Annotated in this window: 21 protein-coding genes; 17 read left to right on the top strand and 4 right to left on the bottom strand. The window is 69.2% G+C overall.

The annotated features are described in order from the left end of the window. Positions 1-156 precede the first annotated feature (156 nt). The 12 genes from RND78_RS20310 to RND78_RS20255 are packed head-to-tail and all read left to right on the top strand — an operon-like array spanning position 157 to position 11,423. Positions 157-1,827 (top strand): lipoprotein UxpA, encoded by a 1,671-nt coding sequence (locus RND78_RS20310; RefSeq protein WP_312731698.1) that lies wholly within the window; start codon positions 157-159, stop codon positions 1,825-1,827. Beyond that, a complete protein-coding gene (locus RND78_RS20305) occupies positions 1,827-2,594 on the top strand; it encodes a hypothetical protein (protein WP_312731696.1) in 768 nt (255 codons plus the stop codon). Before RND78_RS20310 ends, RND78_RS20305 begins: the two co-directional genes overlap by 1 nt. After that, on the top strand, positions 2,591-4,603 hold the full coding sequence (gene gspD / locus RND78_RS20300; RefSeq protein WP_312731694.1) for a type II secretion system secretin GspD: 2,013 nt from the start codon (positions 2,591-2,593) through the stop codon (positions 4,601-4,603). Before RND78_RS20305 ends, gspD begins: the two co-directional genes overlap by 4 nt. After that, positions 4,603-6,060, top strand: a complete 1,458-nt coding sequence (locus RND78_RS20295; protein WP_312731692.1) for an ATPase, T2SS/T4P/T4SS family — start codon at positions 4,603-4,605, stop codon at positions 6,058-6,060. Before gspD ends, RND78_RS20295 begins: the two co-directional genes overlap by 1 nt. 24 nt (positions 6,061-6,084) lie before the next feature. Further along, positions 6,085-7,290 carry a type II secretion system inner membrane protein GspF gene (gene gspF / locus RND78_RS20290; protein WP_312731690.1) on the top strand — a complete coding sequence of 402 codons (1,206 nt, stop codon included), beginning with the start codon at positions 6,085-6,087 and terminating at the stop codon, positions 7,288-7,290. A gap of 23 nt (positions 7,291-7,313) precedes the next feature. Beyond that, positions 7,314-7,754: a type II secretion system major pseudopilin GspG gene (gene gspG / locus RND78_RS20285; RefSeq protein ID WP_312731688.1), complete on the top strand. Its 441-nt coding sequence runs from the start codon at positions 7,314-7,316 to the stop codon at positions 7,752-7,754. 6 nt (positions 7,755-7,760) lie between these two features. Further along, positions 7,761-8,219: a GspH/FimT family pseudopilin gene (locus RND78_RS20280; protein WP_312731686.1), complete on the top strand. Its 459-nt coding sequence runs from the start codon at positions 7,761-7,763 to the stop codon at positions 8,217-8,219. Beyond that, positions 8,216-8,560, top strand: coding sequence for a prepilin-type N-terminal cleavage/methylation domain-containing protein (locus tag RND78_RS20275; RefSeq protein ID WP_312731684.1), 345 nt, complete (start codon positions 8,216-8,218; stop codon positions 8,558-8,560). Before RND78_RS20280 ends, RND78_RS20275 begins: the two co-directional genes overlap by 4 nt. Next, positions 8,557-9,144, top strand: coding sequence for a prepilin-type N-terminal cleavage/methylation domain-containing protein (locus RND78_RS20270; RefSeq protein WP_312731682.1), 588 nt, complete (start codon positions 8,557-8,559; stop codon positions 9,142-9,144). Before RND78_RS20275 ends, RND78_RS20270 begins: the two co-directional genes overlap by 4 nt. Positions 9,145-9,148: 4 nt before the next feature. Further along, entirely contained in the window at positions 9,149-10,315 is a 1,167-nt protein-coding gene (locus RND78_RS20265; protein ID WP_312731680.1) for a type II secretion system protein GspL, read from the top strand. Beyond that, positions 10,312-10,734 (top strand): hypothetical protein, encoded by a 423-nt coding sequence (locus RND78_RS20260; RefSeq protein WP_312731678.1) that lies wholly within the window; start codon positions 10,312-10,314, stop codon positions 10,732-10,734. The genes RND78_RS20265 and RND78_RS20260 overlap by 4 nt, the downstream gene beginning before the upstream one ends. Then, positions 10,731-11,423 carry a hypothetical protein gene (locus RND78_RS20255; RefSeq protein WP_312731676.1) on the top strand — a complete coding sequence of 231 codons (693 nt, stop codon included), beginning with the start codon at positions 10,731-10,733 and terminating at the stop codon, positions 11,421-11,423. The genes RND78_RS20260 and RND78_RS20255 overlap by 4 nt, the downstream gene beginning before the upstream one ends. A gap of 14 nt (positions 11,424-11,437) precedes the next feature. On the opposite strand, the gene RND78_RS20250 is transcribed toward RND78_RS20255, so the two are convergent. The 3 genes from RND78_RS20250 to RND78_RS20240 form a co-directional block, all read right to left on the bottom strand. After that, positions 11,438-11,998, bottom strand: coding sequence for an alpha/beta hydrolase (locus tag RND78_RS20250; RefSeq protein ID WP_312731674.1), 561 nt, complete (start codon positions 11,996-11,998; stop codon positions 11,438-11,440). Between the two features lie 382 nt (positions 11,999-12,380). Beyond that, positions 12,381-13,001, bottom strand: a complete 621-nt coding sequence (locus RND78_RS20245; RefSeq protein ID WP_312731672.1) for an NAD(P)H-dependent oxidoreductase — start codon at positions 12,999-13,001, stop codon at positions 12,381-12,383. Beyond that, a complete protein-coding gene (locus RND78_RS20240) occupies positions 12,988-14,382 on the bottom strand; it encodes a class II fumarate hydratase (RefSeq protein WP_312731670.1) in 1,395 nt (464 codons plus the stop codon). Before RND78_RS20240 ends, RND78_RS20245 begins: the two co-directional genes overlap by 14 nt. Positions 14,383-14,554: 172 nt before the next feature. Here RND78_RS20240 and RND78_RS20235 point away from each other — a divergent pair, with 172 nt between their 5' ends. The 5 genes from RND78_RS20235 (at position 14,555) to arfB (ending at position 17,794) form a co-directional block, all read left to right on the top strand. Then, entirely contained in the window at positions 14,555-15,091 is a 537-nt protein-coding gene (locus RND78_RS20235; protein WP_312731668.1) for a DUF2059 domain-containing protein, read from the top strand. Positions 15,092-15,211: 120 nt separating this feature from the next. Continuing rightward, on the top strand, positions 15,212-15,523 hold the full coding sequence (locus RND78_RS20230; RefSeq protein WP_312731667.1) for a BolA family protein: 312 nt from the start codon (positions 15,212-15,214) through the stop codon (positions 15,521-15,523). Positions 15,524-15,790: 267 nt separating this feature from the next. Further along, on the top strand, positions 15,791-16,744 hold the full coding sequence (locus RND78_RS20225; RefSeq protein WP_312731665.1) for a rhodanese-related sulfurtransferase: 954 nt from the start codon (positions 15,791-15,793) through the stop codon (positions 16,742-16,744). 1 nt (position 16,745) lies between these two features. Next, positions 16,746-17,381, top strand: coding sequence for a DsbA family protein (locus RND78_RS20220; RefSeq protein WP_312731663.1), 636 nt, complete (start codon positions 16,746-16,748; stop codon positions 17,379-17,381). Between the two features lie 2 nt (positions 17,382-17,383). Next, on the top strand, positions 17,384-17,794 hold the full coding sequence (gene arfB / locus RND78_RS20215; RefSeq protein ID WP_312731731.1) for an alternative ribosome rescue aminoacyl-tRNA hydrolase ArfB: 411 nt from the start codon (positions 17,384-17,386) through the stop codon (positions 17,792-17,794). Positions 17,795-17,799: 5 nt separating this feature from the next. On the opposite strand, the gene RND78_RS20210 is transcribed toward arfB, so the two are convergent. Then, the gene (locus tag RND78_RS20210; RefSeq protein ID WP_312731662.1) at positions 17,800-18,681 is read right to left on the bottom strand and encodes a LysR substrate-binding domain-containing protein; all 882 of its coding nucleotides are present in this window, start codon (positions 18,679-18,681) and stop codon (positions 17,800-17,802) included. Between the last annotated feature and the right edge of the window lie 14 nt (positions 18,682-18,695).

Genomic DNA, 18,695 nt, shown 5'->3' with positions numbered 1-18,695 from the left:
AGGAAGGCTCTGTGATGGTCCGGTGACGGAAGGGTTACAGGCGTTAAGTTTCCGTCGGTCAAGCTGTAACAGTTTGTAACTTGTTGTTTTGTCATGAATTTGTAGCTTCTTGCCGCCTAGGATGCCGCCCTCTCTAGCGCGCAAGGCAGATATCGGATGGGCAACTGGGCACGACGCCAGGTCTTGGGTTGGCTCGCTGTGGGCGCCACGGTGCCGGTGCTGGGCGGCTGTGCCCAGGGCTTCTCGACCCGCTCGGACGCTGCCGATCTGCAAGTGCTCTATGTGGCCGACACCCTGGATGCCCGCGAGCCCGGCTGGCCGGTGGTGCCTCGGGTGCGCCTCGGCCCGGCCGGGCGCATCGGTGCTGCGCCCTGGCGTACCGGTGCCGATGCCGCACGCCTGGCGCCGGCGCTGGCGCCCCTGCTCGATGCCGGGCGTGGCGATGGCCAGCGCTACGGCGGCTATGCCGCGCTGGCCAGCCAGCTGGCACAACTGCGCACCCGCCAGGGTGCGACCCGTAGCCTGACCCTGGAAAACGGCCAGTGCTGGAACGGCAGCGGTCTGACCCAGCTGACCCGTGGCGAAGCCGGCGTCGATGGCAGCCTGCTGCTGGGCAGCGACGCCCGGGTGAGCAGCGACGAGCGCCTGCTCTGGCCCGAGCGCAGCGCCGCCCTCTATCGCCGCTACACGCGCCCGGTACTGGGTGCCACCTTGACCGAGGAGCAGCGCACCGCCCTGGGCGTCGTTCCCTTTACCCTGGTCGAGCGCGACGGCGTGCGCATCGCCCTGGTCGGCGTCACCGATCCCTACGCCAGCGACCAGCAGGCGCCCCTGGCCGACTGGTATGCCCGGTTGCGCCCGGTGCTGGCCGAGGCCCGAGCCAAGGCCGATCTGCTGGTGGTGCTGGCCGATGTCGGTACCGGCCCTGGCCTCTGGTTGGCCGAGCGGCTGGAAGAGGCGGACCTGCTGCTCTGTGCTCGGGGTCAGGATCTCTGGCCGGAGCTGATTCCGGTGATGCGTGGCAGTGGTCGCCCGCTGCCAGTCTGCTTGCCGGGTACTCGAGGCGTCGGCTTCTTCGAGATTCGCTGCCGTGGCGGTCGCGACGGCTGGCGCCTGGACGCCGTCTTCCATCCGGTGCAGGCCGAGCGCGTGCTCGACCGCGCCCTGCTGGAACGCCATCAACGCCAGCTGGCGGCAGCCCGGGCGCCCCACGCTGGCTGGCTCGACCAGCGCCTGGCGCGGGCGCCGGTGGATCTCTGGCGCCGCGACCTGCTCGGCGGCAGCTGGGACGCCCTGATCGCCGCGGCCCTGGGCGGCAGCGAGGCCCAGCCGGTGCTGCTGCCCGGGTTGAGATACGACCTGCCGCTACGGCGGGGCGACTGGATCACCCGCGAACACCTGATCGCCCTCTGCGGCGGTCACGAGGCCACGGTACTGGAGTTGCCCACCTCGGCCGATGGCCTGCGCAACCTCCTGGAAGAGGCTGCCGACAACCGTTTCGGCGAACCCCTGCTGCTGGACAACAGCCAGGATCTGCCGCGGTTGATCGGTGCCCAGTGGAGTTGCCGCTACGGCGCGCCCCGTGGCCAGCGCATCGGGCCGCTGCAGGCGCCCCTGGGCGGTTCCTTCACCTGTCGCACCTTCGCCCTGGGACGGGACCTCGGCAGCGGCGAGGCGCTCTGGCAGCGTCTGGAAGCCTATCTGCGCGCCCGGTCCGCCGACTGGGGACTGCCACCGCTACCGGTGCCGCGCCTGGAGTTCGTCGAGGGGCATCCCGGTTGGCATCCGCTGGCTGCCCTGCGCCAGCGTCTGGGGCGGCTGGCCTGATGGCGCGGCTGCTCAGCCATCCCCTGGTCCTGCGGCTACTCATGCTGCTCTGGCTGGGTATCGCCGCCTGGCTGGCGGCGCGTGTGGTCTGCGATCTGCGCCTGCTCTGGCTCGCGCCGCCAGCGCCGAGCAGCCAAACCGCGCCGGTGCCGGCTACCGATCTACTGGCCGTTCACTGGCGCGCCACCAGCCGGGCAGCGCCCAGTAACCTGCCGATCCAGTGGGTCGGCGCGATCAAGGCGATACCCATCGATGGCTCCGTGGTGGTGCTGCGCTACGGCGAGCGGCAGGTTTCCCTGGTGCAGGGGGACAGCCTGGCACCCGGCCTGGTGCTGACCGCCATCGACGCCCAGGGCCTGGTCTTCAGCCGCGGCGATCGCCAAGAGCGGCTGTCCTGGCCGGCGCCACGGGAGCTGGTGGGCCTGGCCGCCAGCGGTGCGGCCACGTCGACCACGGTCAAGGCCGCGCCCGCGCTGGCAGCGGAGGAGGGTGACCTGGCCAGCCTGCTCAGACGCATTCGCGCCACCCCGGTGCGCGAGCACGGCGAGCTGACCGGTTACCGCCTGCAGCCCGGCGCCGAGCCGGCCTTCTTCAGCGGCCTGGGCCTGGAGCCCGGCGATGTGCTGCGCCGGGTGGATGCCGTCCCCGTCGCCGATACCCGGGCGCTGCTGCAACGGCTACCGCACTGGCGTGCCACCGGCGCCCTGACCTTGGAACTGGAACGTCAGGGCCGTGCCCTGGCCCTACCCGTGAGACTGTCCCTGTGAAGAAACGCAGCTATTGCGGCCTGCTCCTCGCCTTCTGGCTGCTCGGCGTCCAGGCCGAACAACGCTTCGAGGTCAATTTCGAGAACACCGAGATCGATCTGTTCATCGAGAGCGTGGGACGCATCACCGGCACCAATTTCGTCATCGACCCGCGGGTGCGCGGCACCCTGACGGTACGCAGCGCCCAGCCCCTGGCCGCCGATGACGTCTACGCCCTGGCCCTGGCCCAGCTGCGTGCCAACGGCTACGCCGCGGTGGAGCTGGACGACGGCAGCGTGAAGATCCTGCCGGACCAGGCGGCGCGCACCGAGCCGCTGCCGGTGGAGGTGGACGACGGCGCCCCGGCCAAGCCCGGCGCCGGCGATACCGTGGCGACCCGGGTGTTCGCCGTGCGCGGTGGCAATCTCGAACAGCTGCTGGGCATCGTCCGCCCCTTGATGGACACCCGGGTCGGGGTCGCTACGCCTTATCCGGCCAGCAACCTGCTGGTGGTGACCGACTGGCGCAGCAACCTCAGCCGCATCGGCCAGTTGCTGGCGCGGCTGGATCGCGGGCGCGACGAGCCGGTGGAGATGATCGCCCTGCGCCACGCCCAGGCCCGCGACACCGCGCCCCTGGTGGAACGCCTGCTGGCCAGCCGGGGCCAGGCCGGTGGTGGCGTCCAGGTGCTGGCCGATGCCCGCAGCAATGCCCTCATGGTGCGCGGTGACGAAGCTGTCCGCCGCCAGGTACGCCGGCTGGTGGCCGAGCTGGACGTCTCCCGCGATGCGGCCAGCGACACCGAGGTGGTCTACCTGCACCACGCCAAGGCCGGCGAGGTGGTCAAGGTGCTGCGCGGCCTGAGTGGCGAGGTCACCCAGGAGGCGCGGGTGGAGATTCCCGTGGCAGCGGCTCCCGTCGGTAATACCACCCCTATGGAGAGTGACGGAGAGGGAGCGATCTCCTCTGCCAAGGCGGGTGGCGGGGCCTTGGCGACAGGGGCACCCGGCATCCGCCTGGAGGCGGACCTGGGCACCAATGCCATCGTGCTGATCGGTCCGCCACGGGAGTTGGCCGCCTACAAACGCATCATCCAGCAGCTGGACATCCGCCGTGCCCAGGTGGTGGTGGAAGCCATCATCGCCGAGATCACCGACACCAAGGCCAACCAGCTCGGTGTCCAGTGGCTGTTCCTCGATCGCAACGGCAACCTGCCGGCGGGCAGCGTCAACTTCACCAATGGCACACCCATCAACGGCATCGCTGCTGCCGCGGCCAACCAGGACACCACCGCCCTGGGCAGTCTGCTCTCGGGCATGCAGGGCATCTCCGCCGGGGTCGGCCGCCTCGGCGGCAGCGGGCTGAACTTCGTCACCCTGCTGCAGGCCATGCGTAGCGAGAGCGGTTTCAACCTGCTGTCGACGCCGACCCTGCTGACCCTGGACAACGCCGAGGCCTCCATCATGGTCGGTCAGGAGGTACCCTTCGTCACCGGTTCGGTCACCAGCAACAACGCCAATCCCTACCAGACCATCGAGCGCCGCGAGGTGGGGGTCAAGCTGCGCCTCAAGCCGCAGATCAACGAAGGCGACACCGTGCGCATGGAGATCGTCCAGGAGGTCTCGTCCCTGGCCGACAATGTCCGCGCCAGCGACGTGGTCACCAACAAGCGCGAGATCAAGACCACGGTGATGGTGGAGGACAATGGCCTCATCGTCCTCGGCGGCCTGATCAGCAACGAGGGCACCGACAGCGACCAGCGGGTGCCACTCTTGGGCGACGTGCCGGTGCTGGGCAATCTGTTCAAGTCGCGCACCCGCTCCAGCACCAAGCAGAACCTGGTGGTGTTCATCCGCCCGCGCATCCTGCGTGATCCGGGCCTGGTGCAGCAGATCAGCGAAGACAAGTACCGCGGCATGCGCGCGGCCGCCCCGGCCGCCGCCTTGCCGGCCACGCCGCCGGGCACGCGCGGCGCGCCCACCCTGCAGAGTCTCTACCCCTCGGCGCGGGCGCGCCTGGACGGCCTCTGATGACGCCGAATCTGCCCTATCGCCTGGCGCGCCAGGCCGGCATCGCCCTGGCTGCCGGACCCGATGGCTATCGGCTGCTGTGCCGCACGGATGCCGACCTGGCGCTGCTGCAAGAGGTGCAGCGCCGCCATGGTCCGCCGCTGGGTTGCGACTGGCTGCCCCGCGAGGTCTTCGAGCAGCGCCTGGGGCCGCTTTACGAGGCCGGCCAAGCCAGCACCGAAGCCCTGGTGGAAGGCCTCGGCGAGACCGTCGACCTGGCCGGGCTGATGGAGGAGTTGCCGCGGGTGGAGGACCTGCTCGACAGTGCCGGCGAGGCGCCGGTGATCCGCCTGATCAACGCCCTGTTCGCCGAGGCCCTGCGCCTGGACGCCTCGGACCTGCACGTGGAGACCTACGAGCAGGCGCTGGTGGTTCGGGTGCGGGTGGATGGGGTGCTGCGTGAATTGCTGCGCCCGCCGCGGGTGCTGTCGGCCATGCTGGTGTCGCGGATCAAGGTCATGGCGCGGCTGGACATCGCCGAGAAGCGCCAGCCCCAGGACGGCCGCATCACCCTGAGGGCCAGCGGCCGCGACGTCGACATCCGCGTCTCGACCCTGCCCGGCGTCCACGGCGAGCGGGTGGTGATGCGCATCCTCGACAAGCAGGCCAGCCTGCTGGAGCTGGCGCGCCTCGGCCTGCCGCCAGCCATCGACGCCGGCCTGCGCGGCGCCCTGGCCCAGCCCAATGGCATCCTGCTGGTCACCGGCCCCACCGGTTCGGGCAAGACCACCACCCTCTATGCCAGCCTGGGCCTGCTCAACGAAGGCAGCCGCAGCATCCTCACCGTGGAAGACCCGGTGGAATACGCCTTGCCCGGCATCGGCCAGACGCCGGTCAATCCCCGTGCCGGCCTGACCTTCGCCACTGGCCTCAGGGCCATCCTGCGCCAGGACCCGGACGTCATCATGATCGGCGAGATCCGCGACGTGGAGACCGCTGGCATCGCCGTGCAGGCCAGTCTCACCGGGCACTTGGTGCTTTCCACCCTGCACACCAACAGTGCCCTGGGCGCCATCACCCGCCTGCGCGACATGGGCGTGGAGCCCTTCCTGCTGGCCTCCAGCCTCAAAGGGGTGCTGGCCCAGCGGCTGGTGCGGCGGCTGTGCGCTTGCGCCACCTGGCGCCCGCTGCGCCCGGCCGAGCGGGCGCTGCTGCCAGGGCTGGCCAGGCTCGAACGGCTGCGCGAGCCCCAGGGTTGCCCGAGCTGCAACGGCAGCGGCTATCGCGGTCGCCTGGGGCTTTACGAATTCGTCGCCCTGGACGCCGAACTGGCCGAACTCATCTATCGCGGTGCCGGCGAAGGCGAGATGGCCCGGCTGCTCGACGGCCGCCGCGCGACCCTGGCCGAAAGCGCCCTGGAGCGCCTGGCGGCGGGCGAGACCAGCCTGGCGGAGGTGCTGCGTGCGGTGCACCAATAACGCCTGCGGCGGAGCGCTGCGCTGATGCCGGCCTACCGTTACCTGGCGCTGGACGGCGACGGGCGCCGCCAGCGCGATGTCATCCAGGCCGAGAGCGAGCGCCATGCCCGCCAACTGCTGCGCGAGCGCGGTCTCTTTCCCCGCCAGGTGCAGGCGACCGGTCCGACGCGGGGCGCGCGCAGTCGCGCCGGACGACTGGACGCCAACAGCCGCACCGACTTCACCCGCCAGCTGGCGACCCTGGTCGGCGCCGCCATTCCCCTGGCCGAGGCGCTGCAGATGCTCGAGCGCCAGAGTCGCCAGTCGGTGCTCAAGGCGCTGCTGCTGGATCTGCTGGGCCAGGTGCGCGAGGGCTATACCCTGGCCGACAGCCTCGGGCGCCATCCCGGTACCTTCGATCCGCTGTACCTGACCCTGGTGGCCGCCGGCGAGCGGGCCGGGCGCCTGGGGCCGGTGCTGGAGCGCCTGGCCGACTATCTCGAACGGGTGCAGCGCCAGCGCCACAAGGCACGCACCGCGCTCATCTATCCCCTGGCGCTGGCCCTGGTCTCCATCGCCGTGGTGGCCGGCCTGATGACCTTCGTGGTGCCCAAGCTCACCGAGCAATTCATCCACAGCGGCCTGCAACTGCCCTGGATCACCCGCGCGCTGGTGGCCGCGAGCGACGGCCTGCTGGTCTTCGGTCCCTGGTTGCTGGGCCTGCTGCTGCTGACCGGGGTCGGTCTCCAGCGCCTGCTGCGCCAGGTCGAGTGGCGGCGGCGCTGGCACCGGCAGCTGCTGCGCCTGCCACGTCTGGGCGAGTTGCTGCGCACCCTCGACAGCGCCCGCCTGACCCGCAGTCTGGCGATCCTGGTCGGCAGTGGCATCCCGGTGCTCGAAGGCCTGCAGGTCAGTCGCGCCACCCTGGGCAACCAGGTGCTGCGCGATGCCCTGGAAGCGGCCATCGAGCAGGTCACCGCCGGCACCGGCCTCGGCCGGGCACTGGACCGCACCGCGGTGTTTCCGCCCCTGCTGGTGAACATGGTCGCCAGCGGCGAGGCCAGCGGCACCCTCGATGCCATGCTGGAACGGGTCGCCGATGCCCAGGAGCGGGATTTCAACCAGCAGGTGGACCTGGCGCTGGCGCTGTTCGAACCGGTGCTGATCCTCGTCCTCGGCGGCGTGGTACTGGCCATCGTCCTCGCCATCCTGCTGCCCATCATGCAGCTCAACCAGGCGCTCAACCTCTGATGCACCCCAAGGAGACTTTCGCGATGCGCTCTCACGCCGTACCCGCCCACCAGGCCGGCTTCACCCTCATCGAGATCATGGTGGTGATCTTCATCATCGGCCTGCTGGTGGCCATCGTCGCGCCCAATGTGCTGGACAACCAGGACAAGGCCATGCAGCAGAAGGCCCGCGCCGACCTCGCCAGCCTGGAGCAGGCGCTGGACATGTATCGCCTGGACAACCTGCGCTATCCCACCGCCGAGCAGGGCCTGGTCGCCCTGGTGAGCAAGCCGACCCAGGCCCCCGAGCCGCGCAACTATCGCGCCGACGGCTATATTCGCCGCCTACCGGAAGACCCCTGGGGCGCTGCCTATCGCTACCGTATCCCCGGTGAGCACGGTCGGGTGGATCTCTATACCCTCGGCGCCGACGGTCGCGAAGGCGGCGAGGGCAGCGATGCCGACATCGGCAATTGGACCCTCTGAGTCGCCATGTCAGGGCACCAGGCCGGCTTCACCCTGCTCGAGCTGATGGTCGTGCTCTTGATCGTCGGCCTGCTCACGGCGGTGGGCGTGGCGCGCCTGGGCGGCGGCAGTCCGGCCGGGCAATGGCGGCTGGAAAGCCTGGCGACCGACTTCCAGCTGGCGCGGGACACCGCCCGCCGTAGCGGCCGCGTCCTCGGCTGGCAGGCCGACGCCACCGGCTTTCGCTATCTGCAACTGGTGGCCGATGCCCAGGGCCCGCGCTGGCAACCCCTGGCCAGTGCCGACCTGCCCGACGGGCGCTGGCCCAGCGGTTTGCAATTGGCCGAGCCGGTGAGTGCGCAGCCGCGGCTGATCTGGTGGCCGAACGGCGATACCCGCCCTCAGCGCCTGGCCTTCGCCGAGGAAGAGCGGCAGTGGCTGCTGACGGTGGACGCGCGCGGTCGCGCCGCGGTGGGACGGCCATGAGGCAGAGCGGCTTCACCCTGCTAGAGGTGCTGGTGGCCCTGGCCATCGTCGCCTTCATGGCGGTGGGCGTCAGCCAGGTGATCGGCCAGCGGCTGGACATCGCCGGCGTCGCCCAGTCCCGCGAGCTGGCCCAGCTCTGCGCCCGCGAACTCACCGCCCGCTGGCAGGTGGAAGGCCCCACCGCCGACCAGGGCGAACTGAGCCAGGGCGGCGAGCGCTGCTACTGGCGTCTGGACGGCGAGGGCGGCCCCCTGGGCGCGCAGCGCCTGTCGCTCTATGCCGATGCCGTCCACCGCCGCGCCCTGGGCGACTGGCCGGTCTACGCCGGGGCGCGCCCATGAAGCACCAGCAGGGCATGACCCTGATCGAGGTGCTGCTGGCCATCGCCCTTACGGCGCTGCTCGCCGTGCTGCTCGGCAGCCTGGTCAATCTCTGGCTCGATGCCCGCGGTCGCCTGGCCGCCCGGGAGTCGACCAACGCCCGGGTGCTGGATCTCTGCGGCCTGCTGGACCGGCGTCTGGGCGGTCTGGTGCTGCGCCCGCTACAGGAGCGTCGCCTGCCGCTGCACAACGCCCCGCTGGACTGGCGCCCCGCCGAACACCGGCTGGATTGGGTCGCCCTGGATGCCTTGCCGCTCGGCGCGGACCAGGGCGCCGGCCGGTTGCGCCGCCAACGCCTGGAATGGGACGCCGTCCAGGAGCGCCTGCGGCTCTGGCGCAGCGCCGAGCTGGATGCGGTGGACACTCCCGCCTGGCAAACGGTCCATGACCAGCCGGGCATCGAACGCCTGCAAGTGGAATTCCACGGCGGCGGGCGCTGGCTTACCTATCCGCCCCAGGCCGAACCCGCCAATGGGATACGGCTGACCTTCATCCTCCAGGGTGCCGGCTATGTCTGCACCTTCGCCCTGCCTCAGACAGGTTGATGCCATGCACGCCTCCTTGACCCTCGGTCGCCATCTGCCCCTCTGGCGCCGCGACCTCAGCCCGGCTCGCAGCGGCGAACGCCTGCTGCTGCGCACGCGTCGCCCCGGTCCGCCCGGTCCGGACAATCCACTGATGGCCGCGCGCCTCCAGGACGACCAGCTCCAATCCACGGCAGCGCTGCCGGCGTGCGCCCAGCCGGTGACCCTGCTGCTGCACGGCGAAGACTGCAGCCTGTTCGACGTTGCCGCGCCCAAGGGGCTGCGCCCGCACGAGTGGGGGCTGCTGCTGGAAGACCACCTGCTGGCGGACGCCAGCGGCCAGCACCTGGTCTGCCTGGGTCGCCCTCCTGGCCGGTCGCGCCTGCTGGCCGTGGATCGGGCGCTGCTGGACGCCTGGCGCGAACGCTGCGCCGTCTGCGGCTGGACGGTGGCGGCCTGCTGGGTCGATTTCCAGCTGCTGCCCGAGGCGACTGCCGAGGACGGGATAGGTCTGTGCCTGGGCGACAGCCTGAGATTCAAGACCCGCGTCGACGACCGGGAGCTCTGGCTGACCTGGCCGTGCGCCCTCGAAGCCAGTCTGCCGCCGGACCTGGCCGCGCTCCTCACGCCGGCCTCGAACGAGACCCGGGATGACCTCTGGCCCCGGCCCGCCAAGGGCGTCGCGCCCCAGGATCTCTGGCCGCGTCAGGGCCGGCGCCGGGCCCGACCTACCTTGGGACTCCCCCGGCCGCTAGTGGCCGGCATGGCCGCTGCTGCCCTGCTGGCCGCGGTGCATCTGGGGCTGCAACAGCTCCAGCACTGGCGCCAGGCCCAGACGGACCGGGCCTATGTCGCCCAGCGTCTGGGGCTGGCCAGTGGACGTCTCGACGCTGGCCGCGCGGCGGGGGAACTCCAACTGGCCGCTCGCACCCAGCGCCAGCTGGAGGAGCGCTGGCGACTCTGGCAGCGCCTGGGCGGTCCCCTCGGGGCCGCCTTGGCCGCCCAGCCGGGTCTGCGACTGGTGGAGTGGTCGCTGGACGAACAGGGCATTCGGGTGGCGCTGGACGGACCGGCCAGCCTGGACAAGGCCCTACGCACCCAACTTGGCCAGGCATTCGATACCCTGCAGTGGGAACGGCAGGCCGGCCGCCTGACCCTGCGCCTGGCCACCTCCCCGGAGCCGCGACCATGACCACCCTCCTTCAGCACTGGCAACGCCTGCCCGCCGAGCGCCGCCGATTGGCCCTCGGCGGCCTGGTCATTCTGGTGCTGGCCACCATCCTGCTGCTGCGACCGACGCCTGGCAGCCGTCCAGTCACGGCGGACTGGTCCCAGCTCGCCGACCAGGCCCGCGCCCTGCCCGTCGCCCAGCCCCTGCAAGAAGCGGACTGGCGCGGGGCCGTGAGCGGGGTGACCTTCAGCGCCCTGACCCTGGCCGAGCCAGCCTGGCAACTGCGCGGCGAAGCCGCAGACGTGGGCGCCGTCGAACGGCTGCAGGCCTGGGCGCGTACGCGGGGTTGGCTACCGCGGACGCTCAAGGTCAGCAGCCAGCCAAGCGGCGTGGCCTTCGAGCTGGAAGTGCTCCCGATCCTGACGGGGCGGGCGCCATGATCCGCTGGCTCAGGCGCCTGGCGTTCACCCTGTTTGCCCTGCTGATCTTCGCCCTGGGTTGCCTGCTCTATTGGCCCGCGGCGGACTGGCTGCCGCGGTTGCTACCGCCCCAGGTCACCCCGGTCGGCCTGCAGGGGTCGCTGGTCGGCGGCGGCATGCAGCGCCTCGATTGGCCGGGCGGCGGGGCCGGGCCCTGGCAGTGGCGGCTACGTTGGCCAGGCCGGCTGCAGATCGCGGTGGGTGAGCCCGAGGCCGCCCCCTGGGGGCTGACCCTGAGCGGCTGGCCCTGGCAATGGCGGGCCGAGCTCGCCGGTGGCGACCTGCGCTGGTTGCAGGCACCCGGCAGCGCGTTGCTCGCTGGTCGGCTGGTCGGCACAGTGCGCCTGGAGGGCAGTTGGCGCCGTTGCCAGGCGGCCACTGGCAGCTGGCAAGGTGCTGGGGTGCAGGTTCTGGTGCCGCGGCGATTGGCCTTGGGGGAGGCCCGGCTGCAGGTGGATTGCCAGACGGCACCCTGGTTGCAGGGCGTCTTCGAGCAGGTTGCGCAGCATCGCCTGGAGTTGCGCCTGAGCCTGGCCAACTGGCGCGGGCAGGTACAGGGCACCGCTCAATCGGGCAGCGAGCTCGCCCCGGTGCTGCAGAGTATCGGCTGGCTCAAGGCCGGCCAGACCCAGGTGTCGGGGCGTTTCTGATCAGCCAGGCGTGCTCAGGCGACCCGCAGGCCCTGATGCGAACCCAGCTTGGCCAGATGGACCAGCCCCTCTTCCCACTGGCGATGCCCGGAGCGGGTATTGATATGGCCGGCGCCAGGTAGCACGTCCAGCTCACTGCCCCAGTCCCGCGCCAGGGCGTCGGCCCGGGACAGGCTGATGGCGTGGTCGTTGTCCGAGGTCACCACCCGCGACGGGAAAGGCAGCGGCTGGCGGTCCAGGGGGGCGAACCCTACCAGTTCCGCCGGGCAGCCTTGGCGTTCCACGTCGGCCGGGGCGACCAACAGCGCCGCCAGCACCCGCTGCCGCCGCGCCACCGTGGCACTGGCCGCCCAGCGCGCCACGGTCACGCAACCCAGGCTGTGGGCGATCAGCACCACGGGTGAGGGCGAACTGGCGATGGCCTGGTCGAGGGCATCCACCCACCGTTGCGGATCGGGGCGTTGCCAGTCGTCCTGTTCGACACGACGGGCGTCCGGCAGCAGGCGTTGCCAGTGGGTCTGCCAATGTTCAGGGCCAGAGCCTTGCCAGCCAGGGAGGATGAGATAGCGGGTCATGGCGGATCTCCGCGGACGAAAGGGGAGCGTCGATAGTGACGGCGGATGATTCGTACAGGAAAGAATAAAAGGCGCTTTGGTTATGCCGAAGGATTCAACGAGGGGGTAATGATCGCGGCCATGGGCCGCTCCTACAGGGCGTAATGTTTTTGTAGGAGCGGCCCATGGCCGCGATAAAAAGATCAGATGAGATCCGTAGCGTAGAAAACGGTACGGCCTTTTCCTCTGGAGGCTTCCTGCAAGGCGGACCTCTCCCCAACCCTCTCCCGGAGGGAGAGGGGGCGCTTCGAGCAGATGTCATCTTCGGTGGCTCAGGCGAAGACAGTTGCTCCTACGGTTCAGTGTAGGAGCGGCCCATGGCCGCGATAAGGTATGAGCGGACCTACTCGTTCCGCCCCAGCCGCTCCACCTCCTGCAACCAGCGCAACCGCTGTTCCTCGTCGGCCGCCCGTACCGGCGAGTACTCGTGCACCTGCAGCACCTGGATGCCGCAGGCTTCGAGACCCTCCTGGATGCCCTGGCGATGGGGCGCCTGGTTGCGCAGGCGTTGCCAGGGGGAGGGCGGGGTGTCGGAGGTGACCAGCAGCTCGGCGCTGCGTCCGGCCAGCAGGGGCTCTCCGCCCCAGGTCTGGTCGCGCTGGGCGAAGGCGAAGCCCGGCTGCAGCACCCGTTCGAGAAAGCCCGCCAGCAGCGCCGGCAGGCCGTTCCACCAGACCGGATAGATGAACACCAGGTGCTCGGCCCAGTGGATCTGCCGCTGGGCTTCCAGCAAGTCCGGCTCCAGCGGCTGCGAGAGATCGTAGCCTTCGCGCAGCACCGGGTCGAACTGGGCCTCGGCCAGTTTGAGCTGACGTACCACCTGGCCACTGGCCTGGGCGCCCTGGACATAGGCGTCGGCCAGCGACTGGCAGAAACTGGTGCGCTTGGGATTGCCCTGGATGACCAGCAGGCGCCGGCCGTCCCCTTCCAGCGGCGTGGCGCCGCGGGCTTCAGCCACGGCCACCGGCTTCCAGCATGGTTTCCGGGCGGACCCACTCGTCGAACTGCGCATCGGTCAGGTGGCCGAGTTCCAGCGCGGCGGCGCGCAGGGTCTTGTTCTCGGCGTAGGCCTTCTTGGCGATCTCGGCGGCCTTGTCGTAGCCGATGTGTGGATTGAGCGCGGTCACCAGCATCAGCCCCTGCTCCAGGTGCTCGGCCATCTTGTGCTCGTCCGGCTCCATGCCAGTGACGCAATGGGTGTTGAAGTTGCGGCAGCCATCGGCCAGTAGGCGGATGGATTCCAGCACGTTGTGGGCGATCACCGGCTTGTAGACGTTGAGCTGCAGATGCCCTTGGCTGGCGGCGAAGCCGACGGTGACGTCGTTGCCGATCACCTGGCAGGCCAGCATCGACAGCGCCTCGCACTGGGTCGGGTTGACCTTGCCCGGCATGATGGAGCTGCCCGGTTCGTTGGCTGGTAGCTTGACCTCGGCGAAGCCCGCGCGTGGACCGGAACCCAGCAGGCGCAAGTCGTTGGCGATCTTCATCAGGGCCACGGCCAGGGTCTTCAAACCGCCGTGCAGGGCCACCAGCGGCTCGTGGCCGGCGAGGGCGGCGAACTTGTTCGGCGCGGTGACGAAGGGCAGGCCGGTGAGTTCGGCGATCGCCTTGGCGATGGCTTCGTCGAAGCCCTTGGGTGCGTTCAGACCGGTACCCACGGCGGTACCGCCCTGGGCCAGTTCCATCACCGCCGGCAGGGCGTTGCGGATGGCACGTTCGGCGAGATCCAGCTGGGCGACGAAGGCCGACAGTTCCTGGCCGAAGGTAACCGGAGTGGCATCCATCATGTGGGTGCGCCCGGTCTTGACCAGGTGCTGGTAGCGCGCCGATTGCAGCGCCAGGCCGCCGGACAGCTCGGCGATGGCCGGCAGGAGATCGTTATGCACCGCCAGGGCCGTGGCGATGTGCATGGCGGTGGGGAAACAGTCATTGGAACTCTGGCCGCGGTTGACGTGGTCGTTGGGATGCACGGGCTTCTTGCCACCCTTGCCGTTGCCGGCCAGTTCGTTGCTGCGGCCGGCGATGACCTCGTTGACGTTCATGTTGCTCTGGGTGCCGCTGCCGGTCTGCCAGACCACCAGGGGAAACTGGTCGTCATGGAAGCCGTCGAGAATCTCGCTGCTGGCCTTCTCGATCAGGGTGGCGACGTCTTCGGGCAATTCACCCAGGCTCAGGTTCACCCGCGCCGCTGCCTTCTTCACCGTGGCCAGGGCATGCACCACCGCCAGCGGCATGTGCTGGGTGCCGATGGCGAAGTTTTCCAGCGATCTCTGGGTCTGGGCACCCCAGTAGACGTCGTCGGCCACTTCGATGGGGCCGATGCTATCGGTTTCGGTACGGCTCATGGCGGTCTCCGCTCGTAAGGTATGGGTGTGACTAGGTTGGGCAGCAGGTTAGCGCCAGGGTTCCCAAATGGGAAGTGTTCTCAATTGACTGGTCGTCCTCGATAAATTCAGGCCAGGTTCAGCCGCCCTGTGGCACACTCGCGGTCCATTTTCAGCCTCCTGAAGGATGCCCATGAAGAAGACCCTCCGTACGCTTGGCGCCGTTGTCGTGCTCGCCAGCGCCAGCAGCTTCGCCCTGGCCGATGCCAAGAGCCACGCGGCCGACGCGGAGCGCTTTCTCAAGCTGGCCAATGCCGACAAGCTGACCACTCCGGTCTATGCCCAGGTGCAACAGCTGTTCGCCCAGCACTTCGAACAGGCCAAGGCGCCCGGCAAGAAGGCCGTGCTGGAAAGCTACACCGCCCGCGCCAACCAGGCGCTGGACAGCACCATCGGCTGGGACAAGATCAAGCCCGACATGGTCAAGCTGTACACCGACACCTTCACCGAAGACGAGCTGGAAGGCCTGATCAAGTTCTACCAGTCCGACCTGGGCAAGAAAATGCTGGCCACCATGCCGCGGCTGTCGGCCCAGTCCGCCGAGCTGACCCAGGCCAAGCTGGAGCAGGCGGTACCCAAGGTCAACGGTATCCTCGCCGAGATGGACAAGGAGCTGGGGGTCAAGCCGCCGGCGGGTGCCGCCAACGGCGCTCCGCCTGCCAAGCGCTGAGCCCACCTCTCCCGCGAAGCCCGGACCCGTTCCGGGCTTCGTCGTTTCCTGGCCGACGGGGCGATTCCGACCTGGGCGCGAGCCCGTTAGAATGATGGTTCTCACAGTCGAGGTAACCCCATGAGCATGCGCGAACGTATCCAGTCCAGCCTGGGCCTGTTGCAACCCGAGCACCTGGAGGTAGCGGACGAGAGCCACATGCACAGCCGTGGCCAGGAGACCCACTACAAGGCGGTGGTGGTCAGCGCGCACTTCGCCGGGCTCAATGCGGTGAAGCGGCACCAGAAGGTCTATGGCACCCTCGGTGAGCTCATGGGCCAGTTCCACGCCCTGGCATTGCACACCTACACCCCGGAAGAATGGGCCGCCCGGGGCCAGGCGCCGGATTCGCCCACCTGCCGCGGCGGCAGCCAGCACGATTTGGCGCACTGATCTCAAGGCGCCACTGTTCGGCGCCTCGCTAATTGGTTAAAATTTGACCGACGCCGGCATCCTTGCCGGCGTTTTCGTCAGAGAACCTGTTTCACGACCTAGCGAGCTAGAGACAAACAAGGCGAAAAGGCCTGAGGAAGCGGAGTTTACGAATGGTAAATGAGCATTCCGAAGGCCTTTTCAACGCGGTTGGGCCGACGCGCAGCAGGTCATGAACAGGTTCTAACCGGTCCGCCCTTTGCGAGGGCTACTCCTGGGAACTCGAAGATGACCGACAAGATTGTCGTGGCGGCCTTGTACAAGTTCGTCACCCTGGACGACTACGTCCAATTGCGTGAACCCCTGTTGCAGATCCTGCTGGCGAACGACGTCAAGGGCACCCTGTTGCTGGCCGAGGAGGGTATCAACGGCACCGTCTCCGGCAGCCGCGCCGGCATCGATGCCGTGCTCGCCTGGCTGCGCGCCGATCCGCGCCTGGTCGACATCGACCACAAGGAATCCTACTGCGCCGAGCAGCCCTTCTATCGCACCAAGGTCAAGTTGAAGAAGGAGATCGTCACCCTGGGCGTGCCCGGTGTCGATCCCAACCAGCGCGTAGGCACCTACGTCGAGCCGCGGGACTGGAATGCCCTGGTGGACGATCCCGAGGTACTGGTGATCGACACCCGCAACGACTACGAGGTCGGCATCGGCAGCTTCAAGGGTGCCATCGATCCCCAGACCAAGAGCTTTCGCGATTTCCCGGCCTATATCCGCGCGCACTTCGATCCGGCCCAGCACAAGAAGGTCGCCATGTTCTGCACCGGCGGCATCCGTTGCGAGAAGGCCTCCAGCTTCATGCTGCAGGAGGGCTTCCCCGAGGTGTTCCACCTCAAGGGCGGCATCCTCAAGTACCTCGAAGAGGTGCCGGCGGCCGAATCGCGCTGGGAAGGCGAGTGCTTCGTCTTCGACAACCGGGTGACCGTGACCCACGAGTTGGCCGAGGGCGTCTACGACCAGTGCCACGCCTGCCGCAATCCGGTCTCGCCGGAAGACATGCAGTCGCCGCATTACAGCCCCGGCATCAGTTGCCCGCACTGCTGGGATTCGCTGTCGGAGAAGACCCGTGCCGGCGCGCGCGAGCGGCAGAAGCAGATCGAGCTCGCGCGCCTGCGCAACGAGCCTCATCCCATCGGCCGCGATCCGCGGCTGAACGCTACACCCCACCCCGAGGAGGTCTAGGATGCCCGGTCGCCTGCTCTATGTGATGGACCCCATGTGCTCCTGGTGCTGGGGCTTCGCCCCGGTGGTGGATCGCCTGGCCGAGCGGGCGGCTGCCCGGGGCATTCCCCTGCGCCTGGTGGTGGGCGGCCTGCGCCGTGAGCGCGTGGCCCAGGACACCGCCAGCCGGGTGCGGACCCTGGCCTACTGGCAGGCGGTACAGGAAACCACCGGCCAGCCCTTCGCCCTGGACCAGGGGCCGCCGGAAGGCCTGGTGTACGACACCGAGCCGGCCTGTCGCGCCCTGGTCGCGGCGCGCCAGCTCGACGAGGAAGCCGTCTGGAGCCTGGCCAAGCGTATCCAGCAGGCCTTCTATGTCGAGGCACGCGACGTGACCCAACCGGCGCTGCTGGTGGAACTGGCCGAAGCCAGTGGCCTGCCGCGCATCGAATTCGCTCCGCTGTTCGACGGTGAACCGGCGCACCAGGCCACCCAGGCGGATTTCGACTGGGCGCTGAATCTGGGCATCGCCGGCTTCCCGACCCTGCTGGCCGAGCGTGATGGCCAACTGGCGTTGATCACCAACGGCTACCAGCCGCTCGATGAGCTGGAGCCGCTGCTGGACGCCTGGCTGACCCGCGGCGCACAACCGGCGTGACCCTGGTCATCGACGAGCGCCTGACGCTTCCCGAGCAGGAGATCCAGCTCAGCGCGGTACGCGCCCAGGGCGCCGGTGGGCAGAACGTCAACAAGGTCTCCAGCGCCGTCCACCTGAGATTCGACATCCAGGCGTCTTCGTTGCCCGAGCCGCTCAAGGAGCGCCTGCTGGCCTTGCGTGACCAGCGCATCAGCCGTGACGGCGTGGTGGTGATCAAGGCGCAGCAGTACCGCACCCAGGAGCAGAATCGCGCCGATGCCCTGGAGCGCCTCGCTGCCCTGATCGCCGCCGCCAATGTCCCGGAAAAGCCCCGCCGCCCCACCAAGCCCACCTACGGCTCCAAGCAGCGCCGCCTGGAAGGCAAGTCGCGCCGTAGCGGCCTCAAGGCCAGTCGCGGGCGGGTGGATTTCTAGGCGCCTCAGCGCGGCGTGGCGCTCTCATTTGCCAGCATCTTCAGCCACTCACCGACCGCCGCCAGGGCGGCGTCCGTACGATTTCGCGTCGGCATGACCAGGTAGTAGCCCCAGTCGCTCTGGACGGGGTCGACCATGACCTGGAGCAACTGACGTCTTTCCAGGGCCTCGCGCACGAATCGGCGATTGACCATGGCCACGCCCTGGCTCGCCAAGGCCGCGTCTATGGCCAGGGCGGCCTGGTTCATGTGCAACGCCTGGCGTATGGGCTGGCCCTGCAGCACCGCTGGCCAGTCGGCCTGGCCGTCGTCGAGCAGGGGATAGCGGGCCAGCGCCGCCGCATCCAGCGGCAGCGGCTGGGCGCCGATCAGCGCTGGGCTGGCCACCACGATCAGTTCGGCGAAGAGGAAGTCCGCCGTCACGCCGCGCTGTGTGGAGCGGCGGGTGAGGCGGACCGCCAGGTCGACGCCATCCCGGGCGAAGTCCACCAGAACATCACTGGCCAGCACCCGCAGATCAAGGGTGGGATGGGCCTGGGCGAAGGCCGGCAATTGGGGGATCAGGCATTTGGCAGCGAAGGTGGGCGTCACGCTCACGGTGATCACCCGTTTGCGCGACAGCAGCGTGTCGGTGGCTTCGCGGAGCAGGGCGAAGGCGCGCTGCACGTCGTGGAAGTAGGCGCGACCGCGCTCGCTCAGTTGCAAACCCCGTCGCTGACGCAGGAACAGCGGAAAGCCTAGGCGTTCTTCCAACTGGCGCACCTGCTGGGCAACCGCCGCCTGGGTGACGGACAGCTCTTCGGCTGCGGACTGGAAGCTGCCGCGCCGCCCGGTGGCTTCGAAGGCGTGCAGGGCTTTCAACGGGGGGAGTCGCTGGCTGGTCGTCATGGTCGGCCTGACCC

The organism is Pseudomonas oryzihabitans (assembly GCF_032027545.1).
Lineage (GTDB): Bacteria > Pseudomonadota > Gammaproteobacteria > Pseudomonadales > Pseudomonadaceae > Chryseomonas > Chryseomonas oryzihabitans_F.
This window is presented reverse-complemented; position numbering and strand designations above follow the sequence as displayed.